Here is a 26,559-nt window from a genome sequence, read left to right on the forward strand (position 1 = left end):
AATGAAAGCAGTTGTATTAGAAAAGCCGTGCACTGCACAGGAACTAAGAGTGAAGGAAGTCCCTGTACCTGAAGTAAAACCAGGATGGGTACTAGTTAATATAAAAGCCTTCGGCATAAATCGTTCAGAAATATTTACAAGACAAGGAGATTCACCATCCGTGAAGCTGCCACGAATTATAGGAATAGAATGTGTGGGAGAAATTGAAGACCCCTCTGATAGTTCTTTTCAAAAAGGGCAGAGAGTAGTCTCTTTGATGGGAGGGCTTGGACGAGAATTTGACGGCAGTTATGCGGAGTATGCCCTTATTCCTTCAAATCAGGTTTACTCGATTAGCAATGATATGGACTGGGTGAAATTGGCGGCCATTCCAGAAATGTATTATACGGCCTATGCTTCATTATTTGATACTTTGATGCTGAAAAAAGAGGACATCCTCCTCATACGTGGCGGTACCAGCTCTGTAGGATTGGCAGCATTGCAGCTTGCCAAAAGTGTTGGAGTAACAGTTATTTCAACTACTCGGAATAAGGGCAAAGTAGAATTATTAAAACAATATGGTGCTGATTTTGTGTTGTTGGATGACGATAGTATACAAACCCAACTTTACTCCATATTTCCGCATGGCGTAGATAAAATACTAGAATTGGTAGGAACGGTTACTTTGAAAAGTTCACTCGGAATGCTTGCAGAAAAAGGGGTCCTATGTATGACTGGAATATTAGGCGGCGAGTGGGTGTTGGAGAATTTTGAGCCGATGGCGGATATTCCTTCAGGTTCGTATTTTACCCAGTTTGACAGCGGAGATAATTTTAAAGAGAAATTGCTAACCGATTTATTTCATCATATTGAACAATATCAAATTAAAGTACCTATTGCAAAGGTGTTTACTTTAGATGAAATCAGCAAGGCTCACTTCCTAATGGAAAGAAACAGTGCCAACGGTAAAATTGTGGTTGTTAATAAATCATTAAAGGAGTAAACAAATGATTCAATTTGAAAACGTATCTAAACAGTTTGATGATGGTACAACTGCAGTTAGTTCATTAAACTTAACAATCAATAAAGGGGAATTTTTTGTTCTAATTGGACCAAGCGGAAGTGGGAAAACCACAACTCTAAAAATGATTAATCGTTTAATTGCTATATCCGACGGCACCATTTTCATTAATGGGAAAAAAATTAGCGAGTATGATATACATGAACTGCGGTGGAATATTGGATACGTACTTCAGCAAATTGCCCTATTTCCTCATATGTCCATTGAAGAAAATATTGCTGTTGTACCTGAAATGAAAAAGTGGAATAAAAAGAAAATCGTCAATAGAGTGGACGAGCTGCTTGAAATGGTTGGATTAGAACCCCAAATTTATAAACAAAGAAAGCCGAGTGAGTTATCTGGGGGCCAGCAGCAAAGAATTGGCGTGGTAAGAGCTTTAGCGGCAGATCCAGAAATCATCCTGATGGATGAACCTTTTAGTGCACTTGATCCAATAAGCAGAGAGAAATTACAAGATGATATTCTAAATCTGCACAAAGCGATAAAGAAAACCATCGTTTTCGTTACTCATGATATGCAAGAAGCTCTCAAGTTAGGTGATCGTATCTGTATCATGAAGGATGGTGAAGTTGTTCAAGTGGGGACCCCGAATGAATTAATTTATCATCCCATCAATGATTTTGTTAAAGAATTCATTGGAAAGATGGAACAGGATGATTTTGTTTTCAACCTGGAAAATGTTTTGTCCAGAACCAATGATAAGCACGATATAGAAAGAATGCCAATTATACCGATTACAAGTTCACTGCCACAAACATTAGAAGCATTAGCTGAACAAGAACGAATTGGAGTAGAAAAGGACGGAAAAGTCATTGGTTCTTTAAATAGACAGTCGTTAATTCAGCATCTATTAAACAACCTGAAAGAAGGTGCAAAGAGTGAGTAATTTATATGATACCTTCTTAACAAGAAAAGGTGAATTGTTAGACGCTCTAATACAGCATATTGAAATTTCATTTGTTGCCCTCTTTTTTGCTTTATTAATTGCTATTCCACTTGGCATTTTCCTTACTAGAAAGAAAAAAGTGGCTGAGTTTGTAATTGGAATAACAGCTGTATTTCAAACGATTCCGTCATTAGCATTATTAGGTCTCCTTATACCACTTGTTGGAATCGGGACAATACCATCAATTATTGCTCTGGTCATTTATGCTTTACTTCCCATTTTAAGAAACATATATACGGGAATAAAAGAAGTTGATCCCAATTTGATAGAAGCAGCAAAAGGTTTGGGCATGAATAATCGAAGGCTGCTTTTTAAGGTTGAACTACCGCTGGCCATGCCAGTTATTATGGCTGGCATAAGAACGGCAATGGTTTTAATTATTGGGACTGCTACGATCGCTTCTCTAATCGGGGCTGGAGGATTAGGGGATTTGATAACAGTCGGTATCGATCGTAATGATACAAACATTATTTTAATGGGGGCAATTCCAGCAGCACTCCTAGCTTTATTTTTCGACTTTTTGCTGAGAAGAATTGAAAAATTACCCTTTAAGAAATCGTTGGTTGCAGTTGCAACTGTTATAATCGCAATGTTCTTGGTCATAACAGTGTCTACTTTTACTCAACCAAAAAAAGCAGATATTATCATAGGGGGAAAAATAGGTTCCGAACCAGAAATACTAATGAATATGTATAAGTTATTGATTGAAGAGGATACCTCCCTAGATGTGGAGCTAAAACGTAATATGGGGGGCACATCGTTTGTCTATAATGCTTTAACATCTGGTAATATAGATATTTATCCCGAATTCACGGGGACGGCAATAATTGAACTTTTGAAAGAACAACCAACAAGCACGGATAGAAGAGAAGTATATGAACAAGCTGAGGAAGGATTAATAAATAAAATTGACTTAGTGATGCTTGAGCCGATGAAATTCAATAATACTTATGCTTTGGCTGTCCCAACGTCACTAGCAAAACAGTACAACCTTAAAACCATTTCCGACCTAAAACCAATTGAAGGCATAATAAAAGCTGGCTTTACGCCTGAATTTCCAGAGCGTGCAGACGGATACCTAGGAATCCAAAAAATCTATAAAATTGAATTTTCTAAAGTGAATATCATGCAGCCAGAATTAAGGTATACCGCTGTCAAATCAGGTGATATAAATTTAGTCGATGCCTATTCAACTGATAGTGAATTGCAAAAATACGATCTTACCGTATTGGACGATGACAAACATGTATTTCCTCCATACCAAGGAGCACCTTTATTAAAGAAAGAGACATTAGAAAAATATCCTGAGTTAAAAGTGATTTTGAATAAACTAGGTGGGAAAATCAGTGATGATGATATGAGAAGAATGAATTATGAAGTAGCGGTGGAAAAGAAAACGGCAAACAGTGTGGCTAAAGAGTTCTTGGAAAGAAATAATTTACTTAACAAATAATGAAGCTTACTAACATGAAAGTGCATAGGACCTTTTCTCTAATTACTTAGTTCATTTCAAAGAGAGGAGGGCAACGTATATGAAGATTGAAATAAAAGAAATGCTGGCCAAGAAAATTCTAACTGAAGCAAAGGGTTATTTAGATGTTGGATTTACTCATTCATTGAATCCATATAGTGGATGCGCTTTTTCATGTAAATATTGTTATGTAAGAGAAATGCCCATTCAAAAATACAAAGAAATTCCATGGGGAGAATGGCTGGACATAAAAACAAATGCTGCTGAAAATTTCCGGCATGAAATGATAAAACTCCGTATGAAAGGCAAAGTCGTGAATGTTTTCATGTCTTCAGCAACCGATCCCTACCAGCCAATTGAACGTAAAGCAAACATTACACGGGGGATATTAGAAGAAATGATTGAAAATCCGCCTGATTTTCTTCAAATCCAAACACGTGGGCCACTTATTACAAGAGATATAGATTTGTTAGTAAAATTAAAAGAAAAATGTGATGTTCTTGTATCCATGACGATTGAGACGGATAGAGATGATGTCAGGAAGATTTTTGCCCCTTTAGCACCGGGGATTAATTTGCGGTTAAAAGCCTTAAAAGAAGTTCATGATGCTGGAATATCCACACAAGCTTCCATTTCTCCTGTTTTACCCTTTACCCCTGACTTTCCAAAAGTATTGGCTGGAATTGTGAATCATATTTGGATCGATACTCTAAGTATTGGGGATGGTTCAATGGGTAAACGTTCAGAGAGATTAGGAATGCCGAAATTATTTGAGAAGAATGAACTATCAAAGTGGTATCTTAAAGACATACATGTAAGGGTGGAAAAATATTTTAATAAACACTTTCCTAGTGAAATGATAAGAGTTTCTAAAACGGAAGCCTTCCCAATATAAAGAAGCTGTCTTACAAGTCGGTGAAAACTAGCTTCCGTTTATAAATTATAGTTTTAGGCATGGTACTGTTGTTTTAAGACGCATTTCTTAAGCCTTTTTGAAACTCCCTTCATTATTTTAGAAGGGAGTTTTTTAGGCTGTAGAAGACTGTGAAGCATTGTATTATCAAGCGGATTAAGGCTCGCTCCATTTATGGAAGCGCATTTTTGAGTATTTCACATAAAGACTTGTTATATTATCTCATTTTCTAGTACAACAATATCTGAGTTCAAATCTTGAGTAATATACTTCCATTCTCGAATGATGCCATCATAATCCCTACCTAATCGGTCCAGTGAATCAAAGTATAACAAATCTCCTTCGCGAATGATTAAAAGCACCCCTGATACAAAGTATGCTTTTTGACAGAAGAGCTCTCTAAATAAAATATCTAAATATTGGAAATAGCTAACGCGCAGCTGCCATTATAGCAGCTTTTTCTTGTGCTACAGGGCAGGTTAATTAAAAAATGCAATGTAATTTATGTTGGGAAAATGTAAGATTAAAATAAAAAGGTCATTGACACAAAAGAATATAAGTATTAATATTATCTCACATTAAAAATATTTTAATTCGAGATATTTTTTTAGGGGGTGAAATCATTGGAAAGGAAATGCTCGAATTTACCTTATCTTGCATTAATGCAAACATCTAAAGCAGTACATGACTGTATGAGATTCGAAATGAGCAAAGATAACCTAAGTATTACGGAATTTTCTGTTTTGGAAGTGCTATACAATAAGGGAAAACAAACGATTCAACAAATCGGTAACAGGATACTAATATCAAGTGGATCAATGACGTATGTTATTGATAAATTAGAACAGCGAGGCTTGTTAAATCGCATTCCATGTCCCGACGACCGTAGAGTAATACATGTTACTTTAACAGATGACGGAAATGATATTATGGAGAAAATTTTGCCAAAACATCATAAGTTAGTTGATTATATATTCGATTCATTAAATAATTCTGAGGTAGAAATATTGGATGAATTATTAAGAAAAGTAAGCAAAAGAGTTGAAAGTTAATTTTTTATTTAAAATCTCGAATTCGAGATAAAAATAATTAGGGGGATTTTAATATGATAAACATTGGTTTATTAATAATTCGTTTGGTAATTGGTTTATTGTTCATTGGGCACGGTGCTCAAAAGTTGTTTGGTTGGTTCGGTGGCTATGGATTGAAGGGAACAGGTGGATGGTTTGAATCCATTGGCATGAAACCAGGAGTAACCATGGCTCTTTTCGCAGGGTTAGCAGAACTTATTGGGGGACTATTGTTTGTTTTAGGACTATTAACGCCACTTGCAGGAATTATGATTGCAGGTACCATGTTAATGGCTATCGTAAAAGTGCATGCTCCAAATGGATTATGGGCTACAGCTAATGGATATGAATACAACTTAACGTTGCTTGCAGTTGCTATCGGTATAGCTTTGGTCGGTCCGGGTCAATATGCTTTAGATTCATTTTTATTCTAAAATACCTCAAATTAAAGATTATTAAATTTAAAATAAAATATTCGACATGTGTTAGCAATTTTAAATGGGCAAAATAAGGTAGCTAGGTTAACTGGAACAAACGATCCATTAATATCACTATTGAAATCAGTTGAAAATGCACTCTTTATTAGATTCATTGGGAAAATAGGGAACATCAATTGACCATTGAAGAAGTTGAAATCGCAGATGAGTGGTATACAAATATTGTGACAGGAGTGAAATGAGATGGAACTCTTAGGACTACATCATGTATCGATATTAACAGGAAAAGCGGAAAAAAATTATGAATTTTATACAAAAATTTTAGGAATGAGATTGGTAAAGAAAACGGTTAACCAAGATAATACAGAATCCTATCACCTATTCTATGCTGACGCGGAAGGAACCCCAGGAACTGAAGTTACGTTCTTTGACATTCCTCATCTGGAGCAAACATACAGGGGAACTTCAGATATTTCTACTGTATCACTATGGGTTAGAAAGTCAGATTCATTGTTATTTTGGAGAGACCGTTTTAAACAATTTGGGGTTGAACATGATGATATTCAAAAAAGAGCAAATCGTGATACATTGGCTTTCAGAGATTTCGAGGGGACTCGCTTAATACTGGTAGCAGATAACGGTGAAAAAGGTGTGAGATCTGGGATTCCTTGGCAAAAGGATGACGTTCCACTGGAACATGCCATTATTGGTTTAGGACCTGTAACCCTTACAGTCGCAATTGTAGAACCAACGATCGGTATTTTAACAGATGTTATGGGTTTTCGATTTACCGGAACTTATCCTTCACTTGAAGGGAATTATCCAGATATATTGATTTATGCAACGGGTGAAGGCGGCAGCGGTGCAGAAGTTCATCTTGAAACAAGACCCGATTTGCCAAGAGTCCGCTTAGGGCGTGGAGGTGTTCACCATGTTGCCTTCCGTGTTCCGAATGAGGAAGAATATGATCAATGGGCAGAGCGTTTGAAAGAATACAGGTTACCGAATTCAGGGAAAGTGGAACGGTATTACTTTAAAGCATTATATTTCAGGGAACCCAATGGTATATTATTTGAATTATCAACGGATACACCAGGATTTGCGACAGATGAACCAATGGAAACAATGGGGGAAAAACTATCACTACCACCATTTTTGGAGCCAAATCGAAAAGAGATCGAAGAAAAATTGCGACCATTAATCTTAAATTAAATCTTGGAGGAATATATATTGAACCATCTAAAAGGAATCCACCACGTAACAGCTATTACCAGTAGTGCAGAAAAGAACTATGAATTCTTCACTTATGTTTTAGGTATGCGTTTAGTTAAAAAAACGGTAAATCAAGATGATATTCAAACCTATCATTTATTCTTTGCAGATGATAAAGGCAGCGCAGGCACAGACATGACTTTCTTTGATTTCCCCGGCATTCCTAAAGGCGTACATGGTACAAACGAGATTTCAAAGACATCTTTCCGTGTACCGAGTGATAAATCATTAAACTATTGGGTAAAACGTTTTGATCGTCTAGAAGTCAAACATACTGGGATTAAAGAACAATTTGGCAAGAAAACCCTCTCTTTCGTTGATTTTGATGATCAGCAATATCAATTGATTTCAGATGAATTCAACAAAGGGGTGGAATCTGGAACACCATGGCAAAAAGGTCCAATTCCACTGGAATATGCAATTACTGGTTTAGGTCCGATTTTTGTCCGTATTGCAAACTTTGATTACTTTAATGAAATGATGGAAAAAGTCCTATTATTTAAAGAGACAGATAAAGAAGGGTCATTCCATTTATTTGAAGTGGGGGAAGGCGGGAATGGTGCGTCGGTCATTGTAGAATATAATGCCATTCTTCCTGAGGCCCGGCAAGGTTTTGGTACGGTTCACCATGCGGCATTACGTGTAGAGGATCGCTCTGTTTTAGAAGAATGGATTGAACGGATGAATAGTTTTGGGTTCCATACATCCGGTTATGTAAACCGTCACTTTTTTGAGTCATTATACGTAAGAGTTGCACCACAAATTTTATTTGAGTTTGCTACAGATGGTCCGGGTTTCATGGGAGATGAACCTTATGAAACCCTTGGGGAAAAATTATCTTTACCTCCATTCTTAGAGTCTAAACGTGCAGAAATAGAAAAATTAGTTCGCCCAATTGAAACAGTGAGAAGTACAAAGGAATTCATAAAAGAATAAAAGGAAAAATATTATACAAAACAAATATTTACGAAGAAGTGGAAAATTTTTGCTAAGCAACTTGATTGTGTTGCAATGTACTTAAAATAAAGCAGGTCAGTCGAAGAAGAAATTTGACTACTTTATCGTTTGTTTGGATAACATAATTTCGTGAAACCAAAAATTTAACTCGAAACATATTACTTGAAAATAACCTTTTTAGCATTAAAATATAATTAATTCAAGTATCTCGAATTCAATGCATTTGATTTATAACTGAACTCTAGGAGGCAACTATGAAAATTCAAGCAGCAGTAGCACATAATGTCGATGAAGAATTAAGAATTGAAGAAGTAGAATTAACAGAACCTGGCCCTGACGAAGTTTTAATTAAAATCGTGGCTACTGGTGTTTGCCATACAGATGCAGAATCCATTAAAGGAAGAGGGGCTCCATTTCCATCTGTACTTGGTCATGAAGGCGCTGGAATCGTAGAAAAAGTTGGGTCTAGTGTCACGAATGTACAACCTGGAGATCACGTTGTTCTTTCTTATTCATATTGTGGTGAATGTTCACAATGTCTGTCTGGTCATCAGAATTTATGTGAAAGAACAGTTGAGCTTAACTTCGGTGGTAAATCAAAAGATGGTTCTAACCATATTCATCAACATGATCATGCAATTTCTACTTTCTTTGGTCAATCGTCATTTGCAACCTATTCAGTTGCAAACAAAAACAATGTGGTAAAAGTAGATAAAGATGTTGATTTAGCACTATTAGGTCCATTAGGATGCGGAATCCAAACGGGTAGTGGTACAGTAATGAATAGTTTACGTCCTGAACCGGGTACCTCTATTGCTATTTATGGTGGAGGTGCAGTTGGTTTAAGTGCAGTAATGGCAGCTAAAATTATGGGGTTAAAACATATCATTGTAGTCGATCTTCATCAAAATCGGTTAGATCTTGCATTGGAACTTGGTGCAACTCATGTATTAAACGGTAAAGAAGTAGATGTCGTAGAAGAAATTAGAAAAATTACTGACGGTGGCGTTCATTATGCTGTTGAAACAACTGGTGCAACTCCAGTAATCATCCAATCAATTCATGCATTAAGAGTTTCAGGTACAGTATCTATCGTTGGTATGGGTGGAGATGTTACGTTAAACTTTACGAATGATTTATTAATGGAAGGTAAAAAAGTTATGGGTACGGTTCAAGGAGATTCCGTTCCTCAATTACACATTCCAAAATTAATTCAATATTTTAAAGAAGGAAAATTTCGATTTGACAAATTAGTGAAATTTTACGACTTTGAAGATATCAACAAGGCTTTTGAAGAATCAAAAACCGGTGTAACACTTAAACCTATCGTAAGAATTGCTAAATAACAAACAAGATCAAATATAGCTTTGAAATAAAGTGTCGTCAAAATTACTGGATAAACTCAGATTTATGGTAAAAAAAGAATCCATTTTGAAAAAAGATTAATCAAAATGGATTCCATCTAGCAGATAATATTTATGTCTATGCTGAGGGATACTATCAGAAAAATGAGGATATCTGCATTGAAGTTTTTAAGCAAATTATTTGGTGAATCAAAGGAGGTGGAAAATATGTCAAACGTTAAATTAGCAGTGGTATTTTACAGCATGGGTGGAACAAATTATCAATTAGCAAAATGGGCTGAAGAAGGAGCAAAAGAAGCAGGTGCTGAAGTGAAAGTATTAAAAGTACAAGAATTAGCTCCTGAATCTGTTATACAAGGAAATGAAGTATGGAAAGCAACTGTCGAAGCAACAAAAGACGTTCCATTAGCAACATCAGCTGACCTTGAATGGGCAGATGCTATTATCTTTAGTGTCCCAACACGTTTTGGGAATATGCCATCACAAATGAAACAGTTCCTCGATATCCAAGGTGGGCTTTGGGCAAGCGGTAAGACAGTGAATAAAGTAGTAAGTGCGATGACTTCTGCACAAAACCCACATGGTGGTCAAGAAGCTACATTGTTATCCTTATACACTTCTATGATGCACTGGGGTGCTATCATAGCTACTCCTGGTTATTCGGATCCGGTACTATTTGGTGCAGGCGGAAATCCATATGGAACAAGTGTAACAGTCGGACAAGATGGTAAGATGATTGAGGATGTTAAAGATGCTGTAAAACATCAAGCTAAACGTACAGTTACAGTTGCGGATTGGGTTAAAAAAGGTAATCAATAAATATATTCCAAATGACGAAACCCAGCTAATCTTCTCATGTGAAGGTAGCTGGGTTTTAAAGTTTAATGTGCAAAATAGCACTTAAATAAGCTCAAATTATCGCCTTAAGTAAGACCATATTTTATCCATTTTAATTATTCATAGAGTAAATAGTATCTTTAAACCCGCAAAAAACCGATCTATGTTTGTTATATATTTATTATGTATAATAAAGATTCAGAAAATTTTGTAGACAAATAGAATTTCAATTGCTAATATTCTTTGTAAGGGGTTTCATTTTTCTTTTGATTTTTAGTCAAATTTCATATTATTTACAGTTTATTCTGAGAGGTGAGTGCATGAAAGATACATATTCATTCTTATCGAAACGACAACTTGTCTGATAACCTAACAATCTTATATGAATAGTAGCAAATTTTTATTGTTTATTAACAAATATTTTCTTGAAGTTTTTTTAAAAATTATTTAATATTTTTCATTATTTTTTTGCTTGTTCGGTTGTCTTCTGTATAGGCCATCCTGTCTGATAACCTTACATAACAACTTGTCTGATAACCTTATAAACATTAAATCAGGGAGGTGGTGAATGGGTCAAAAAGGTAAAAATATCTATTTTTGGATTAGGGAGAATCGCACGTACACATATTGATGCTATCAATCATTGGCCTGAATTATGTGATTTATCTGCTGTTGTAGATATAAAGGAAGATTTGGCCAAGGCATATTCTGAAGAATTGAATGTTCCTTATTACTCATCAGTAGAAGAATCTTTAACAGATCCAGATATAGATGCAGTTATAATTTGTTTACCTCATAACTTACATGAGCCTGTTTCTGTACAAGCTAGCGATGCAGGTAAGCATGTTCTAGTAGAAAAAGTAATGGCGACATCTGTTGCAGAAGGTCTATCGATGGTAGAAGCTGCAAAACGGAATAATAAAAAACTGATGGTTGCACAAAGCCGAAGATATTTCCCAGCATTCGATGAAGCTAGAAAACATTTTGACAAAATAGGAAAAATCACTAATTCACTATACAACTTTACTTGCTACTTTGATAAAAACATTGCTCCACCTTGGTGGCAGTCAAAAGAAGCTACAGGTGGATTAGTCTATCCAATGCTTGGATCACAATGCAATAGATATTACTCTATGGATCCTAGATGATAGAGATCCAGTATCTGTATTTGCTCAAGGCGCTAACAACAATCCTGATTTTGAAGGTCATGATGACATTACGATTGTCATTGGATTTAACGATGTACTCAAGCAACATGCTTCTTAGGAACAAATAATAGATATCCAAAAACATGAAGGAAACATTATAGGAAGAGATGGCAGTATATATTGGAGTCAAACAGGAGACAGATATTTGTCTAATGGAAAAGCGGATACAGATCTTATTGTTAATGAGGAAAAAATAATGTCAGGGGCACCTAATCCTCACAATTTTGCAATCCAAATGAAAGAGTTTGATGATTCCATTATTGAAGATGGAGAACCCTTTACATCTGGTGAAAAGATTATTACACAACTTAAAATTATTGAAGCAGCCCAAAAGTCTGCTGTAGAAAAACGAGTGATTATGTTAGAAGACTATATAACTGCTACTGCTATTAACTAATCCTTCAGATTCTGAAATTGGTTGAAGTAGTATTTTGTATATTTTATCTATAAATACCTTTGTATTTTTAGAATAATGAAATTTCTCATTAAGAAGGAGGAAAATTTATGGTGCCAATTAAAAGAACTTTGGATCGAATTCCTGGGGGAATCATGATTATTCCACTATTCTTAGGTGCAATCGTTAATACATTTGCTCCTAACTTATTAAGAATCGGTGGTTTTACAGAAGCCTTATTTGTCAATGGAGTTGTTCCATTAATCGCCTTTTTCTTTGTTTGTATAGGTGCTGAAATTAACTTAAAAACGGCAAAGAGTGCTTTAGCAAAAGGAACAACGATGTTAGTTACAAAGTGGGTCATTGGTGCTGTATTTGGTATTATTGCCTATATGCTGGCTGGTCCGAATGGATTGTTTTTAGGTCTAGCTCCTCTTGCTGTTATTGCAGCTATGACAAATAGCAATGGTACGATGTACATTGCCATTGCTAGTCAATTCGGGAAACCGGATGACCGAGCTGCAATTGGCGTTTTATCTTTAAACGATGGTCCGTTTTTAACCATGATAGCCTTAGCTATGTTTGGAGCAATGGGATTTGGTGGTAATCTATTCTCAATTATGGATTTTGTTGCCGTACTTTTACCACTTATATTAGGAATGATCTTAGGTAACATAGACCATGATATGAGAGACTTTTTAACAAAAGGCGTTGACGCTCTTATTCCTTTTATGGCATTTGGACTTGGTATGGGGATTAATTTTAGTTCTATTCTTGAAGGTGGTTTAGCAGGTGTTGCTCTGGGTGTATTAACTGTCTTTTTAACTGGTACCACATGTTCTCTTGTTTTCAAAAAATTAGGCTGGAATCCAATTGTAGGTGTAGCTGAAGGTGCTGTTGCTGGGAATGCCATTGCTACTCCTGCTGCGATCGCTACTGTGAGTGCAGCATTTGCTCCAGAAGTAGAAATTGCTACAGTTCAAATAGCCGCTGCTTGTGTAACATCGGGAATTCTGTTACCGATTTATGTTGCTTTTCTTGCAAAAAGGTTAGAGAAGAAGAACAAGAACCAAATAAATCAGGAATTAGAGTTCGTAGAATCAAAAACAGTAAGTAAGTAAGTAAGTAAGTAATAAACCCTCACAAAAAGTCTTGAAATAGCTTTTTTTGAAAGTGCTTTCGCAGATGAGTAGGGGGATTTAAGGTTTAAATTGGCAGTTATTTTTAACCTTAAACAACTGAAGTTTATTATATATATGAAAAGAGGGATAGAGAGATGGGTAGGTTAAAATGTTCTATTTCTTTCGTGTTAGTCCTTTTGATTGCGAATAGTATACTAGGATCCACGATTTATGCAGAAGAAACAAAGGCTCAGAAAAAAGAAATGAGTACTACGGTAGGTGAGGCAAGTTGTTCAAACCTAAGCGGTAAAAGTATTTCTAAATCTTCTATTGGATTACGTACTACAGGTGCTTCCATTACTTCAGCTATACTCACTGCAGATGATAAAAGCCTAGACTTTTGTAAGGTGTTAGGTTCAATTCACCCGGTCGATTCTTCTGCACCAGATATTCAGTTCGAAGTCAATTTACCTTCAAACTGGAATGGAAAATCACTACAAGTGGGTGGTGGAGGATTTAATGGGTCTGTAGTAACAGGTTTAGATAGCAATTTTTATGATCCAATCAATACTCCTACCCCGTTGGCAAGAGGTTATGTAACCTTTGGAAGTGATTCTGGCCATGTATCTGCTGGTTGGGATGCTTCGTGGGCCACAAATGATGAGGCGCTAGCTAATTTTGCAGGAGAACAACTTAAGAAAACCCATGATGTAGCCATGACGATCATTGAGGATTATTATAAGATGAAGCCAAGTCAAACATATTTTTCAGGTGGCTCTGAAGGTGGACGTGAAGCGTTAGTGGTGATTCAACGTTGGCCGCAAGACTATGATGGTGCTGTTATTTTTTTTCCTACTTATAATTGGATTGCTAAGGCAGTTCAAGACAATCGAAACATGCAAGCTTTATACAAAAATAATGGTGAAGGCTGGATTAGCCCCGAAGAAAACAAACATATCAATCGTATAGTACTTCAAGCGTGTGATTCCTTAGATGGTGCAGCGGATGGAATTATCAGTAACACAGAAGCGTGTAAGAATAAAGAAGACCAAATCCTTGATGCGTTGAGTAACGCAGGTTTATCTGATGCACAAATTGATGTAATTCAAACGTATAACTCACCGATGAAATTTAGATTCTCTTTTAATAATAAAGTCGATTCTACAGCTGGATACTCTCAACTTCAAGGTGCGGATATCGGAGGGCAGTTTGGATCAACATTTACACCGAAGGCGTTCTCAGATTATGGAAGTATGAGTCAATTTTCTGACCGAGTTCTTCGTTACATGGTAACGAAAAACCCAAATTTAGATACTTTCACCTTTAACCCTGACGAATGGAAAAAAGAAATTCAAACGGCTTCAAAGCTTCTCGAACCATCGGATCCTAATTTATCAGCTTTCAAAGCTTTAGGTGGTAAGCTCATTTTAGTTCATGGCACATCGGATGAAGTTGTTACTCCCTACGGAACTATTAAGTATTATCATCAGCTAGAAAATAAATTTGGAGATAAATTAAGTGAATTTGCTCAATTTTATATGGTCCCTGGTTATGGTCATGGTTCTGGTGATTTCAACATGTCAGCGGATCTATTAGGAGAATTAGATGGATGGGTAGCAACTGGATCTGAACCTACTGATTTACTTACAACTGATAAAGCTAATAATTATCGTACAAGACCATTGTGTGAGTTCCCTGCTTGGCCTCAGTATAATGGGATTGGTGACGTGAATTTAGCAGCAAGCTATACATGTTCACGTTAATCATAATGAACGAAACGGCTCTCTCATGGCTTAATGTAGGTTGCAATTCCTCATAATTTTACTACTCAAAATAAAACTAAATGTAGAGCTATATACGAAAAAGAGTCGAAATTATTAGGGCTGTATAAAAATTTGTTGGTTTAGAAGTATCTAGAGATATTATTGTTTTAGCAATTAACAAGAATTGAGTAAAACTACCCTGAAAATAGACACGCCAACCCCTTGATAGATTAGGGGGTGGCGTTTTTGGGGTACTCGTTTCTTAGGCTTTCTGGGAGGATATGTATATACTCCTCATTGGCAACAAACCGTAAAAAGTCTATATCATCATTGTTTTGAATGATTTTAGCGGAGGGGGCAGCCGCTTTGGCATTTAAGTTGGTATTTCAATCCCCTTTTCTTTAGATTTTCATGGAAACTTAAAATGAAGTGAATAAAATAAAATTACTATCATTAAGCAGGGAGCGGACATTTTTCTCATTCAAAAGGAGTTTGGCCACCAGGACCGAAGCACAACGGAGCTGTATCTGGAAAGGGCTTGCAGAGATTGGAATACTATGGAATGGAGACAATTTTTAGATGGAGGCTATTATCTATCTGCTCATACCTCCGGCTGCGAGGCTTTGGCAAGATTGTTTTAATCAAACACCAAAAACGGATACGCGCTATTCATGATGGTGGACCTTATTTAATTAACAAGGAGCAATTCAACACTCATGCGGAACAATCAGAATATGGAAATAAGTCGGAGGGATACTCAATGATCCATTCCTAGAAGATTTGAATGTTAAGGGACGAGGATTTAATCTTAGAAGAAGTACAGGTTGTCGAAATGGCAATTTACAGCGGACAAAAGGGTAATTTGAAAATTGGGGCTTTTTATATGTTCCTTATTATTTGAACAAGTTTAGACCATAATATGGAGTTGGGAAGCAATCGCGATCCTGCATTATGCAGGAGTGATTGGTTCAACAGTTGCTTATACACTTTGGTCATTTATTTTGAACTCAGTAGAAGGTGGGAAAACTTCTATATCTTTATAATGGGTGCCAGTAATAGACATTTTTTCTGATCAATCTTTTTAGGGGAAGACTCCTTACATCTCAATGATTGATATACTCTTAATCATAGGAGCCTTTGTTTTAGTTAAAAAAAATAAGTCTATCAATAAACATAACTATCAAAACGAATGCCTTAATAAGGTATATATCAAATAAAGAAACTAATGGAGCAAATCAATTAATGAGTAGGTTCTATATTTTGATCATTATATCATTGAACATCAGATTGGAGAGCAGCCCATGATAAGGTGAGCGAGAGAGGATATACCCATTCTACGGAGCTTTTGCAGATCATTTACTAAATTTAGATAGGACTAGACCAAAGTTAGATAGAAATAAGCCTTGTAGGCTGTCTACAAGGTTTATTTCTATTATTGGTACGCCATTTTTTACTAGTAGGAAGAATAATGGATATTAAGCAAGTTGAGATGTAAATGGTGAATTGTATAAACGTCCTGATTCTATGTTTGATTTATCTCTTGCTTCTAATTCTGCTTCTGATAGTTGCCAGCAAAGTCCGCCAATCGGTAAGGATAGGTCGATGGCATTTGCGGATTCAACTGCAAGCTTTATATCTTTTGTTAGGAATTTGTATACCTCTCTTGTTCCAGCTAATGAATGCGTTTGCATCATGTTTCCAAAGTAATCCCAGTTTTCTACAATGAAACTATTTCCAGTACTTAGATGTGCAACTTCCATAAGTTGTTCTTCAGAAATACCGTAACCTTTTGCTAATTTGACCGCCTCTAAAGCTATTAAATTATTACATAGTGCCATTAGATTATTGGCCAGTTTTATAGCTTCTCCCGATCCAGTTGGACCGGCATAGAAAATATTGCTTCCTAAATGTTCTAAAATTGGACGAATCCGCTCGAACAATTGTTGTTCATTACTTCCAACCATAAAGGTAAGGGTTCCTTCGATAGCTCCTGGTTCGCCTCCACTCATAGGTGCATCAATAACATTAATCCCTTTTTGAATAGCTAATTCTACCATAGAAAGAACTGTTTGAGGATTAACGCTACTGTTAACTACAATAAGTTTTTCAGGTGTAGCATATTCTAATAATCCGCCTTCACCAGCAATAACTGACTTAACCTGATCATCTGTAAGAACTGCTACAAATACAGTTTCACTTACCTCAATTAATTCTTTCAACGTTTCGACAGGTGTTGCACCAATTGCTGCAACATAATCTAAAGCCTCTTGTTTCCTGTCATAGACAAATACTTCATAGTTACCTTTGATTAGGTTATGAACCATATGTCTACCCATTGTTCCAACCCCAATAAATCCAATACGCCCTTTACTTGTTGTCATATTCTTCTACCCCTTTCACGAAAAAACTATACTTTTGTAAGTATTTTTACTTTTCATTCAGTAAACTTGGTCCGAATTATATTAATTTATAATTCGGACCAAGTTATTAAGTCGCTTGTATCAAACCTACTTAATCTGAATTAATATATTATATGGTTATCTGACAACCAATATATATGATTATCAGACAATTTAATAACGAAAATAAAATACCAGAAATGATATAATGAATTTTACAAAAAAAAGAAGTGTTATCAATGTATCATTCGGATATGGTATTATGTATATAAGGTTATCAGACAGGAATTAATATACTTTTCTGAAAAATCGGAAATATTTCTTAAACATATACTATCAAATAACTTTTTTAATGTCTATATTTAATTTATAAATTTTTGGGGAATATAAATTAAAATTTTGGAGGAAAACATGGAACCACTAAAAATGACCACAGTAAGAATTTATGAAAAAATTGCTGACCATATCAAACAACAAATTTTAGATGGTAAACTAAAATCAGGAGATAAATTACCTTCTGATAAAGAATTGTGTCAGCTCTATTCAGTAGGACGTTCAACGATCAGAGAAGCATTAAGTGCATTGAAAATTATGGGACTTATTGAAACAAGACAGGGTGAAGGAAGTACAATTTGTAAAATAGACCCAGAAAGTGTCGGAATGCCAGACTTTTCTGGATTACTTTTAAGTGACAAAACCATTCTTGAATTAATGGAAGCACGTAAATCATTAGAAATTTCCAACGTAGAGTTAGCAGCAAGTAAAAGAACAGATCAGGATTTGAAAAAGTTTAAACAAATTATAAATCAAATGGAAGTAAACGTATTAAACAAAAAGGAAAGTGAAAAGGAAGATATGATCTTTCACCATACAATAGCTAAAGCAACTCAAAACGCCATTATGGTACGACTATTAGATACCATTTCTGAACAAATGGAAAAAGCAATGAGAGAAATACGTAGAATGGGATTCAGTAATCCATTATCAGCAAACATCATTTTAGAAGAACATAAAAATATTTATCAAGCTATTGCAGAACAAGATGTAAAGAAGGCACATAAAAGTATAAAGGAACATATGGAACATTTTGAGTACGAGTTACGAAATTATATGAAATCAAAATATAATTGATTTTTTACATTAGTTATTAATTTTCTGATATATACAAAAATACGCCAGAGAGAAAATACTCTCTGGTCCCATTTTAAAAAAATTGATAATTCTAAATAATCCGTAGACAAAGATATAATATTATGATATTTTTAATAAAACCTAATGAAAATCTAACCATTCCCAACTTGTCTGATAACCTTATAGGTAGAGGGTTGAATAGTAAGTATTCACTCATCAAATATGAATGTATTTGAAAGCGTTATTAAAAAGTAAATGATTAGGTTTTTTATAAAACAGCCTTTTATTCTGCTTGTCTGATAACCTTATAATAGGTTGGAAGAGTGACTTTAGAATCTTTGGTTATGTGATGTTTATTTAAAAAGTAGTAGTAATAGGGGTAAAATGGGTCGAAGTTTGAAATTTTCTTATTTTTTTTTGTATAGTTACTTAAATTCAGAAAGGAAATCGTATAAATGAATGTAAAAAACCGTGTAATTTTAGTCACAGGTGCCGGTAGTGGCATTGGAGAAGGCATTGCTAAGAAATTAGCACAAAGTGGAGCGAAAATAGTTATTAATGATGTGAATCTAGAAAAGGCTGAAAAGGTTGCAAGAGATATAAATGAACAAGGACAGGAAGCTATTAGTCTAAAAGCAGATATCACAAAAACAAATGAAGTACAGGTGATGGTTGATGAAATAATTGAACGCTATGGAAAAATTGATGCATTAGTTAATAATACAGGGGTTGTCAGAGATAATTTGATCTTAAAAATGCCTGAGGAAGATTTTGATCTTGTAATGAATGTAAATCTAAAGGGTGCCTGGATTTGTTCCAAGGCTGTACTGGGGCATATGAAAGAAGCTGAGTACGGTCGAATTATCAATATTTCCTCCCGTGCATGGTTAGGACAGGTTGGCCAATCAAACTATTCAGCTTCTAAGGGAGGTCTTGTAAGTTTAACACGCTCACTGGCACTTGAATTTGCCAAATTCAATATTACGGTAAACTGTATTGCGCCGGGATTAATTGATACACCTTTAATCCGTAATCTTCCTCAAAAGGTACAGGAAAATCTTATTCAAGCTCAGCCTACACCATTGATTGGAGAGCCAAAAGATATAGCTAATACGGTTCTATTTTTTGCATCTGAGGAAGCTAGATATATTACAGGTCAAGTATTACATGTTGATGGTGGTAAAAGCTTGGGGGCACGAAATATATAAAGATACTACATAAAAATAATGGTAAGGAGAGATATGAATGCAACCTCTAGAAGGAATCAAAATCCTAGATTTATCAAGAACCCTTGCTGGCCCCTTCTGTGCCATGTTATTAGGTGATGTTGGAGCAGATGTTATTAAAATAGAACAACCCGAAACAGGAGACGAAGCAAGAAGATTTACTCCTCCTGCATGGGATGGAGAAAGCTGTTATTATCTTACAGCCAATAGAAATAAAAAAAGTATAACCGTAGATTTAAAGAGTGAAGAGGGCAAAGAAATTATTTATAAGCTGGTCAAAGAGTCGGATGTGTTAGTAGAAAATTTTCGAACTGGAGCACTGGATAAAATGGGCTTTGGTTATGAAGAATTAAAGAAAATAAACCCAGGTTTAATTTACTGCTCCATATCTGGTTTTGGTCGTACAGGTCCAGAAAAGCATCGGGCAGGTTATGATTTATTATTACAAGGCTTTGGAGGTTTAATGAGTATTACCGGGGAACCGGATCGCCCACCAGTAAAGGCAGGTATGTCGATTGTAGATTTAACGACTGGAATGTTTGCAGCCTATGGAATACTAAGTGCTCTTTTCTCCAGACAAAAGACGAGTAAAGGGCAGCACCTTGATGTTAGTTTATTAGATGGACAAGTCATGCTTCTAAACCACATGGCGACAGGATATTTAGCAACCGGAAAACCTGCGGGGAAAATGGGATCTGCCCATCCTACGCTTGTTCCTTATCAAGCCTTTCAAACAAAAGATTCATATATTATATTGGCTGTCGGTAATGACGGGCAATGGGTAAAATGTTGTAAGGCTATGGATTGGACGGATTTGTTGGAGGATGATCGTTTTAAAACAAATCAAAACAGGGTTGCCAACCGCGACGAGCTCATTCCAATCCTTACGAGCAGATTAGTTCTTATGGAAAGTAAGGATGTTTTTGAGAAAACCGAAAGGGCAGGGGTTCCATGTGGCCCTATTCATACGATTGATCAAGTTATCAACCATCCTCAAATCATTGAGAGAGAAATGATTATCAACGTCGAACATCCTCATATTAAAAATTTAAAAATGCCAGGATTTCCTGTTAAATTTTCAGATACACCAAGTACAGTACGGCAATATCCGCCACTACTTGGAGAGCATACAGATGAAGTTTTATCGCAACTAGGCTATACAGAAATGGAAATCGAAAAACTTAAGGATGGTAAGGTAGTGTAAAAAAGAAGAGAACATGGCTTGAACAAGTTGTCTGATAATATGATTACAATTATAAGACTCTTTTTCAATATCGTTTACAAAGTTAAAGGGAGTGATTAAATGGCTTTTGCAAGTTGGGAAAGAATAGGGGATAAGGGCACAATAGGAAAAATTGTCTTAAATCGCCCTGAAGCTCGGAATGCATTTAACACGGAAATGGGAAAACAAATTATTGACATCTGTCAGCAAATAGCAAAGAGCGATATTCGGGTTGTGCTGCTGACTTCATCCAGTTCAAAGGCATTTTGTTCTGGTGCAGATTTAAAAGAAAGAAATGGAATATCTGAAGAGGAATTTCATCGTCATCATGAAATTTTTGTAGAAATGTTTAATGCAATTGCTGATTTACCACAGCCTGTCATCGCTGTCGTGGATGGATATGCTCTAGCGGGTGGTTTCGAATTAGCGCTTAATTGCGATATGATCCTCGCCTCACAAAATGCTGTCTTTGGTCTTCCTGAGGTTACTCGTGGCATTATGCCGGGAGGCGGCGGCTCGCGCTTGTTGCAGCGAAAGGTTGCTATGCATATTGCAAAAGAGTGGCTTTTTACGGGTAAGTTCGTTATGGCAGAAGAAGCTAATCGAGCAGGATTATTGAATGAGTTGACCGATTCATCCGTTTTATATAACAGAGCAATCGAACTTGCGGAAAGCATTGAAAAAAATGCACCGATTGCCGTTCAAAATTGCAAGTCATCCGTTAATGATTTACACGGAATGATCGATAGAGAAGCTAGGGAACAAGAAAATGTTTACTACAGTCGTTGTTTAAATACGGAAGACAGATATGAAGGCATTAGAGCTTTTGTAGAAAAAAGGTCGCCTGTGTTTATTGGTAAGTAGTCATTTCCACATACTTTAATAAAAATTGATTTTAATCAAATTAAAAGGGGGTAGACGATATGACAACGAAATCGCTTGTCAAAACAATGAAATCTCTTATTAAAGAAAATAAAGGGCCCGGTTTTACATTTAAACAATCCGAAATTCCTAAGCCTGGTAAGGGCGAAGTTCTAATTCGTGTCAAATTATCTGCAATATGTGGATCAGACCTTCATATTTATCAATGGAATAATTGGGCAGCAGGAGTTGGTATCAAAGTTCCAGGTATCTCAGGACATGAATGTGTAGGGGAAGTTGTTGAACTTGGAGCAGGTGTAACTTCTTTCGCAGTTGGAGACCGAGTAAGTGTAGAAACGCATATACCGTGTGGTGAGTGTGAATTATGTTTAAATGGTAACCAGCATATTTGTGATAATTTAACCTATTTCGGTCTTCATATCGATGGTTGTTTTGCTGAATGGGCATTGGTTCCAGAAGTTTGCCTGCGTAAAGTACCTGATTTCATTCCTGAAAAAGTAGCAGCCATTCTTGAACCTCTGGGAGTCGGTGTGCATGCTGCTCAAGTTGGGGATGTACAAGGTAAAAAGGTTGCTGTTCTCGGAGCCGGTCCAATTGGCCTTTACTCAGCGTGTGCAAGCTTAGCCTTAGGAGCTGAATCAGTATATATCAGTGATTTAAAACAAACCAGATTAGATGTTGCTTCTCAATGTGGTGAATTTAAAGTCTTTAACCCAGCTGAAACACCGATATCTTCTATATTCAATGGGAATAACAAAACTGATGTGATTATTGAAACGACGGGAAGCGCCCAGGCATTTAATGAAGCGCTACCATTTTTGAAAAAAGGCGGAAAAGCTGTGATGGTTGGGTTGTTCCCAGGAGACGTTCCAGTAAATTTATCTAGTTTAGCAACAAAGGAAATAACCTTAAGTGGAATTTCTGGCCGCATGATGTGGGAGACTTGGGACTTAATGGAACAGCTACTACTAGAAAATAAATTAAATGTTCTTCCTTCCATCACACATCAATTTCCATTAGAGGAATTTGAAGAAGCTTTTAGAGTTGCTTTAAATGGAGAAGGAGTAAAGGTTTTACTCCGACCATAATTCATATCAAATTATATAATCATAGTTTTTAATAATATAGATTTAGGAGTGAATAAAATGAAAGTTACATTACACCATTATAATTTTAGTACGAATAATGTTGAAGAAATGACCTCTTTTTATAAAAATGTATTAGGTTTAAAAGAAAGTACGGAAATGCGTGGGGAAGAAGTTTCGGGCCGGGGATATGATACTTATACCCGATTTTTATTAGCGGGGGGAGATTATCAAATTCATATCGCTACAAGGGATCTATTTAATGGTTTTAAAACGGGACACTATGTTAATCCGCTTCTAACGGGCCATTTAGCATTTCGTACAGATGACATTGAGGAATTAAAAGCAAGATTAGATAAACATAATGTACCTTATTCAGATTTTGGCGAATGGTCTATTAAAGGATGGTACCAAATCTTTTTATACGACCCTGACGGTAATTGCCTTGAAGTTCAACAAGTGGATGCTGAACCAGAAGATCATAAAATGGATATCCAATTGCACCATGCGAATTTTAGTACAAATAATGTTGAAGAAATGACCTTTTTTTACAGGGAAGTATTAGGTTTGACTGAGAGTAAGGAAATGAATGGTGGAAGAATTTTAAATCACTATGATGGAGAAACAAGATTTTTAGTGGACGAGAACGGAAACCAAGTTCATATCGCTGCAAGAGATCTACTTAATGGTTTTAAAACGGGACATTATGTAAATCCGCTTCTAACGGGACATGTAGCTTTCCGTGTTGATGACATTGAGGCCATTAAAAAGAGATTAGTAGAGAATAATGTAGCTTTCTCAGATATGGGGGAATGGTCAATAGAAGGCTGGTATCAAATTTTCCTATATGATCCAGATGGAAATGTACTTGAACTTCAACATATAAGCGAGTAGAAAATAAACATTTGCATAAGGGGCTTGGACAGTCAATTGTCCAAGCCTTGATCTCGCAGCGTTAGGTGGCTCATAGATAGATGAATCGTGCCTGCCCAATGATGGGATTCTTTTAATACCTTTTTTGGAGATAATAATACTTTAAATAATCTAGAAATGTGTATAAAGATCATTGATTATATTAATTTCTGGCTATATAAAGGGGGAAAAAAAGTGAGTGATAGAGTTGTAATTGTAGATGGTGTCCGAACGGCAATTGGACGATTTGGAGGGAGTTTAAAAGACGTTAACTCAGGCTTTTTAGCGTCACATGTTATTGAAAAGATATTAGAAAAAACCAATATTCCAGCTAACAAAATAGATGAAGTGATCCTTGGAGAAGTACGGCAATCCACAGAGTCATCTAACGTAGCACGCGTAGCTGCCATTCGAGCAGGAGTTCCATTGGAGTCCCCGGCATTTACAGTGAATAGATTATGTGCATCAGGAATACAAGCCATTGCATCAGGTGTCCAGCAGATTAAATCCCAACAGGCAGAGATTATTATTGCCGGAGGAACAGAAAGTATGAGTCAAACCCCGATCTATTTGCGCGGTACGAGATTTGGAGGAGATCAAGCCTTCTTAGTAGATTCAAATAAAGAGGCAGGTCACCAACCAAAAGAATTATATGGTGACAATATGGGAATGGGCATTACTGCAGAAAATGTGGCCTTAAAATTTGATATCTCTCGGGAAGATCAAGATGAGTACGCACTTGAAAGCCAAAGGAGGGCTTTGGAAGCTATAAATACAGGGAAATTCAAGGATGAGATTGTTCCTTATGAGATAAAAACAAAAAAGGGATCTTATGTTTTTGAAACCGATGAACATCCACGTCCGGAAACAACTTTAGAAAAGCTTCAAAGCCTGAAACCTGCTTTTAAACCCGATGGGACAGTTACAGCAGGGAATTCCTGTGGACGAAACGATGGATCGGCTGCTGTTCTTTTAATGACTGAAATAAATGCACTTAAGCATGGTCTTAAACCAAAAGCGGCCATTGTGGATTGGACCTCTGTAGGTGTTCCTCCAGAAATAATGGGAATTGGTCCAATACCTTCCATCCGAAAACTATTAGATAGAACCAAGCTTTCCATCCAGGATATTGATTTATTTGAACTTAACGAAGCATTTGCTTCTCAAGCCTTAGCAGTTCAAAGAGAACTTTCAATTGACCGTTCAAAACTGAATGTGAATGGCGGAGCCATTGCTCTTGGCCACCCTATAGGTGCGTCTGGAGCTAGAATCGTCATTACGCTCATGCATGAGCTGAAACGAAGAGGCGGGCGTTACGGAGTTGCTTCATTATGTGCAGGGGGAGGCCAAGGAATGGCCATTTTAATTGAGAATCTGGAATGAATATAAAAAAATATGCTATGAGTTATATAAAAAAAGTGGGGAAGGGCAAGTCTCTTCTCTTTTAACGAATGTGAGTATAAAAACGAATGAAGAGATTGATCGATAGAGTGACACAAAAAAAATACTTTCAAGTGTATGGTATACCTAAAAAACACTTGAAGGTATTTTTTCTATGGAAACAAGTAAGCTATCTAGCTGATATGAAAATAAAAGCAATGAAAAAATAAGGCTAGCCAGGATAATGGTCAAATAGGTTTTAAAACAGTTAAATATCCACACCAAGACGCAGCTTGGATAAAGTGTTACAAATCAGGTGCACTGAACAGTTGGAGGAAGTTGTTTCGCCTGTCTTGCTTTGCACAGTGATAGGAGACAAGATAAAAAATACCCTTTTTGTCTATCAAAACATACAAAATGAGAATTAAACCATTTGAGTTTCTGTATAGCTTTACGATTATCAGTTGCTTCTATTACATTATAAGGGCACTTGGGCATGAAAAAATTGAGATAACGATGATCTGCTTGCAAAAAAAAACAAGAGCAGCATGTAGTTAACCATTGAAACGATAATGCGTTGGAAAGACATATATATATAGAAGAAACTTGTTTCATTTTTTATGAAATACAACTTGTTTTAAGAGGGGAAACAGGACAATTATACTCAAGGTTTTGATAACACATTTACAATCTATTTCGAGAGTGAATGTAAAACCATTCCAAATAAAATTGAGGGATAAATGATGATTAAAACTGCTTTCTAAATTTTGGTCTTTTAACGAAGCTGGGTCATCACCATGTCCTGGAAGGTCTGGATTCAGAACTGTATGCCCTAACTCTTCTAATCTTTCTTTAACAAGGTTCCAATTCCAGCTAGTATGCCAAGCACCCATGATAAGTAGAAAAGTTTGTGATTTCGCTATGCTCAGTTTATTGTAAATATCCTGGATCGCAGAGCGAACCGGTAATCTTAGTTGGACACAGTTTGGGTAGTGCAATTGCTTGCCAAGTTTCCGAAAACAGACCGGAAAAAGTGAAAAAGTTAGTTGTGTTAAGCGGCTATTTGTTGAAAGACGGTCAAAGTCCAACTGGCTTGGATCATGGTGCTTTTCCTAAAGATTGGATGGCAATGAGCGAAGCCGGCGTCCTGAGCTTTACTCCATATTACAAGGTATCTCATTTGAACCCAAAATTTGTGAAAGTAAAAATTTATAGTTTTTTGACAGACGAACAGTTTGGCCCTTTAGCTATGCAGCTTTGCGGGGAAAGTATGGCAGCATTAAATCAGCAGGTTAAGCTGGGAGTAAATTTTGAAAATGTCCCAAAGGTTTATATTAAAACTTTAAAAGACGAAATGATGCCCTTGGAAATACAGGAACAAGCGATTGCAAACACTGTCGTTGAAAAGGTATATGACATTGACACTGGACATGATTCTTTCTATACGGCTCCACAAGAATTAACTGCTGTTTTAGATGAGATTGCCTCAAATTTTTAATGATTTATGGA

General features: G+C 36.2%; 24 protein-coding genes and 2 pseudogenes. 23 read left to right on the forward strand and 3 right to left on the reverse strand.

The window, feature by feature from the left end; translation table 11 throughout:
* The first annotated feature begins 1 nt into the window (after position 1).
* The 4 genes from ACDZ29_RS22565 (at position 2) to ACDZ29_RS22580 (ending at position 4,372) form a co-directional block, all read left to right on the forward strand.
* Positions 2–982 carry a zinc-binding alcohol dehydrogenase family protein gene (locus ACDZ29_RS22565; RefSeq protein ID WP_375088722.1) on the forward strand — a complete coding sequence of 327 codons (981 nt, stop codon included), beginning with the start codon at positions 2–4 and terminating at the stop codon, positions 980–982.
* A 4-nt stretch (positions 983–986) separates the two neighbouring features.
* Complete coding sequence (locus ACDZ29_RS22570; RefSeq protein ID WP_375088723.1) at positions 987–1,946, forward strand: ABC transporter ATP-binding protein; 960 nt, start codon at positions 987–989, stop codon at positions 1,944–1,946.
* A complete protein-coding gene (locus ACDZ29_RS22575) occupies positions 1,939–3,459 on the forward strand; it encodes an ABC transporter permease/substrate-binding protein (RefSeq protein ID WP_375088724.1) in 1,521 nt (506 codons plus the stop codon). Before ACDZ29_RS22570 ends, ACDZ29_RS22575 begins: the two co-directional genes overlap by 8 nt.
* Positions 3,460–3,538: 79 nt before the next feature.
* Complete coding sequence (locus tag ACDZ29_RS22580; RefSeq protein ID WP_375088725.1) at positions 3,539–4,372, forward strand: radical SAM protein; 834 nt, start codon at positions 3,539–3,541, stop codon at positions 4,370–4,372.
* A 233-nt stretch (positions 4,373–4,605) separates the two neighbouring features.
* On the opposite strand, the pseudogene ACDZ29_RS22585 reads toward ACDZ29_RS22580, so the two are convergent.
* Positions 4,606–4,743: pseudogene (locus tag ACDZ29_RS22585) on the reverse strand (recombinase family protein); the annotation flags it as partial.
* 309 nt (positions 4,744–5,052) lie between these two features.
* On the opposite strand from ACDZ29_RS22585, the gene ACDZ29_RS22590 reads away from it, so the two are divergent.
* From ACDZ29_RS22590 to ACDZ29_RS22640, 11 genes and pseudogenes are all read left to right on the forward strand, one after another.
* Complete coding sequence (locus tag ACDZ29_RS22590; protein WP_375091203.1) at positions 5,053–5,442, forward strand: MarR family winged helix-turn-helix transcriptional regulator; 390 nt, start codon at positions 5,053–5,055, stop codon at positions 5,440–5,442.
* A 53-nt stretch (positions 5,443–5,495) separates the two neighbouring features.
* The gene (locus ACDZ29_RS22595; RefSeq protein WP_375088726.1) at positions 5,496–5,894 is read left to right on the forward strand and encodes a DoxX family protein; all 399 of its coding nucleotides are present in this window, start codon (positions 5,496–5,498) and stop codon (positions 5,892–5,894) included.
* A gap of 93 nt (positions 5,895–5,987) precedes the next feature.
* Positions 5,988–6,139: pseudogene (locus ACDZ29_RS22600) on the forward strand (carboxylesterase); the annotation flags it as partial.
* 1 nt (position 6,140) lies between these two features.
* On the forward strand, positions 6,141–7,109 hold the full coding sequence (locus tag ACDZ29_RS22605; protein ID WP_375088727.1) for a ring-cleaving dioxygenase: 969 nt from the start codon (positions 6,141–6,143) through the stop codon (positions 7,107–7,109).
* An 18-nt stretch (positions 7,110–7,127) separates the two neighbouring features.
* Entirely contained in the window at positions 7,128–8,105 is a 978-nt protein-coding gene (locus ACDZ29_RS22610; RefSeq protein ID WP_375088728.1) for a ring-cleaving dioxygenase, read from the forward strand.
* A 275-nt stretch (positions 8,106–8,380) separates the two neighbouring features.
* The gene (locus ACDZ29_RS22615; protein ID WP_375088729.1) at positions 8,381–9,472 is read left to right on the forward strand and encodes an NAD(P)-dependent alcohol dehydrogenase; all 1,092 of its coding nucleotides are present in this window, start codon (positions 8,381–8,383) and stop codon (positions 9,470–9,472) included.
* Between the two features lie 225 nt (positions 9,473–9,697).
* Positions 9,698–10,309, forward strand: a complete 612-nt coding sequence (wrbA, locus tag ACDZ29_RS22620) for an NAD(P)H:quinone oxidoreductase (RefSeq protein WP_375088730.1) — start codon at positions 9,698–9,700, stop codon at positions 10,307–10,309.
* 653 nt (positions 10,310–10,962) lie between these two features.
* Entirely contained in the window at positions 10,963–11,475 is a 513-nt protein-coding gene (locus ACDZ29_RS22625; RefSeq protein ID WP_375091204.1) for a Gfo/Idh/MocA family protein, read from the forward strand.
* Positions 11,476–11,680: 205 nt separating this feature from the next.
* A complete protein-coding gene (locus tag ACDZ29_RS22630; RefSeq protein WP_375088731.1) occupies positions 11,681–11,932 on the forward strand; it encodes a hypothetical protein in 252 nt (83 codons plus the stop codon).
* A gap of 110 nt (positions 11,933–12,042) precedes the next feature.
* Positions 12,043–13,050 carry a 2-keto-3-deoxygluconate permease gene (locus ACDZ29_RS22635; RefSeq protein WP_375091205.1) on the forward strand — a complete coding sequence of 336 codons (1,008 nt, stop codon included), beginning with the start codon at positions 12,043–12,045 and terminating at the stop codon, positions 13,048–13,050.
* Between the two features lie 155 nt (positions 13,051–13,205).
* Complete coding sequence (locus ACDZ29_RS22640) at positions 13,206–14,813, forward strand: tannase/feruloyl esterase family alpha/beta hydrolase (protein WP_375088732.1); 1,608 nt, start codon at positions 13,206–13,208, stop codon at positions 14,811–14,813.
* A gap of 1,475 nt (positions 14,814–16,288) precedes the next feature.
* Here ACDZ29_RS22640 and ACDZ29_RS22645 read toward each other — a convergent pair.
* Positions 16,289–17,194 (reverse strand): NAD(P)-dependent oxidoreductase, encoded by a 906-nt coding sequence (locus ACDZ29_RS22645; protein WP_375088733.1) that lies wholly within the window; start codon positions 17,192–17,194, stop codon positions 16,289–16,291.
* A gap of 429 nt (positions 17,195–17,623) precedes the next feature.
* Here ACDZ29_RS22645 and ACDZ29_RS22650 point away from each other — a divergent pair, with 429 nt between their 5' ends.
* The 7 genes from ACDZ29_RS22650 (at position 17,624) to ACDZ29_RS22680 (ending at position 25,053) form a co-directional block, all read left to right on the forward strand.
* A complete protein-coding gene (locus ACDZ29_RS22650; protein WP_375088734.1) occupies positions 17,624–18,343 on the forward strand; it encodes a FadR/GntR family transcriptional regulator in 720 nt (239 codons plus the stop codon).
* Positions 18,344–18,798: 455 nt separating this feature from the next.
* Positions 18,799–19,551: an SDR family NAD(P)-dependent oxidoreductase gene (locus ACDZ29_RS22655; RefSeq protein WP_375088735.1), complete on the forward strand. Its 753-nt coding sequence runs from the start codon at positions 18,799–18,801 to the stop codon at positions 19,549–19,551.
* Between the two features lie 37 nt (positions 19,552–19,588).
* Positions 19,589–20,773 carry a CaiB/BaiF CoA transferase family protein gene (locus ACDZ29_RS22660; protein WP_375088736.1) on the forward strand — a complete coding sequence of 395 codons (1,185 nt, stop codon included), beginning with the start codon at positions 19,589–19,591 and terminating at the stop codon, positions 20,771–20,773.
* 99 nt (positions 20,774–20,872) lie between these two features.
* A complete protein-coding gene (locus ACDZ29_RS22665; protein ID WP_375088737.1) occupies positions 20,873–21,655 on the forward strand; it encodes an enoyl-CoA hydratase/isomerase family protein in 783 nt (260 codons plus the stop codon).
* A gap of 59 nt (positions 21,656–21,714) precedes the next feature.
* Positions 21,715–22,761, forward strand: coding sequence for an alcohol dehydrogenase catalytic domain-containing protein (locus tag ACDZ29_RS22670; protein WP_375088738.1), 1,047 nt, complete (start codon positions 21,715–21,717; stop codon positions 22,759–22,761).
* A 57-nt stretch (positions 22,762–22,818) separates the two neighbouring features.
* Positions 22,819–23,652, forward strand: a complete 834-nt coding sequence (locus ACDZ29_RS22675) for a VOC family protein (RefSeq protein ID WP_375088739.1) — start codon at positions 22,819–22,821, stop codon at positions 23,650–23,652.
* 213 nt (positions 23,653–23,865) lie between these two features.
* Complete coding sequence (locus tag ACDZ29_RS22680; RefSeq protein ID WP_375088740.1) at positions 23,866–25,053, forward strand: thiolase family protein; 1,188 nt, start codon at positions 23,866–23,868, stop codon at positions 25,051–25,053.
* A gap of 608 nt (positions 25,054–25,661) precedes the next feature.
* Here ACDZ29_RS22680 and ACDZ29_RS22685 read toward each other — a convergent pair.
* The gene (locus tag ACDZ29_RS22685; RefSeq protein ID WP_375088741.1) at positions 25,662–25,943 is read right to left on the reverse strand and encodes an alpha/beta fold hydrolase; all 282 of its coding nucleotides are present in this window, start codon (positions 25,941–25,943) and stop codon (positions 25,662–25,664) included.
* Between the two features lie 92 nt (positions 25,944–26,035).
* On the opposite strand from ACDZ29_RS22685, the gene ACDZ29_RS22690 reads away from it, so the two are divergent.
* A complete protein-coding gene (locus ACDZ29_RS22690) occupies positions 26,036–26,548 on the forward strand; it encodes a hypothetical protein (RefSeq protein WP_375088742.1) in 513 nt (170 codons plus the stop codon).
* Positions 26,549–26,559: the final 11 nt, after the last annotated feature.

Source organism: Peribacillus sp. RS7, assembly GCF_041956845.1.
Classification (GTDB): domain Bacteria; phylum Bacillota; class Bacilli; order Bacillales; family DSM-1321; genus Peribacillus.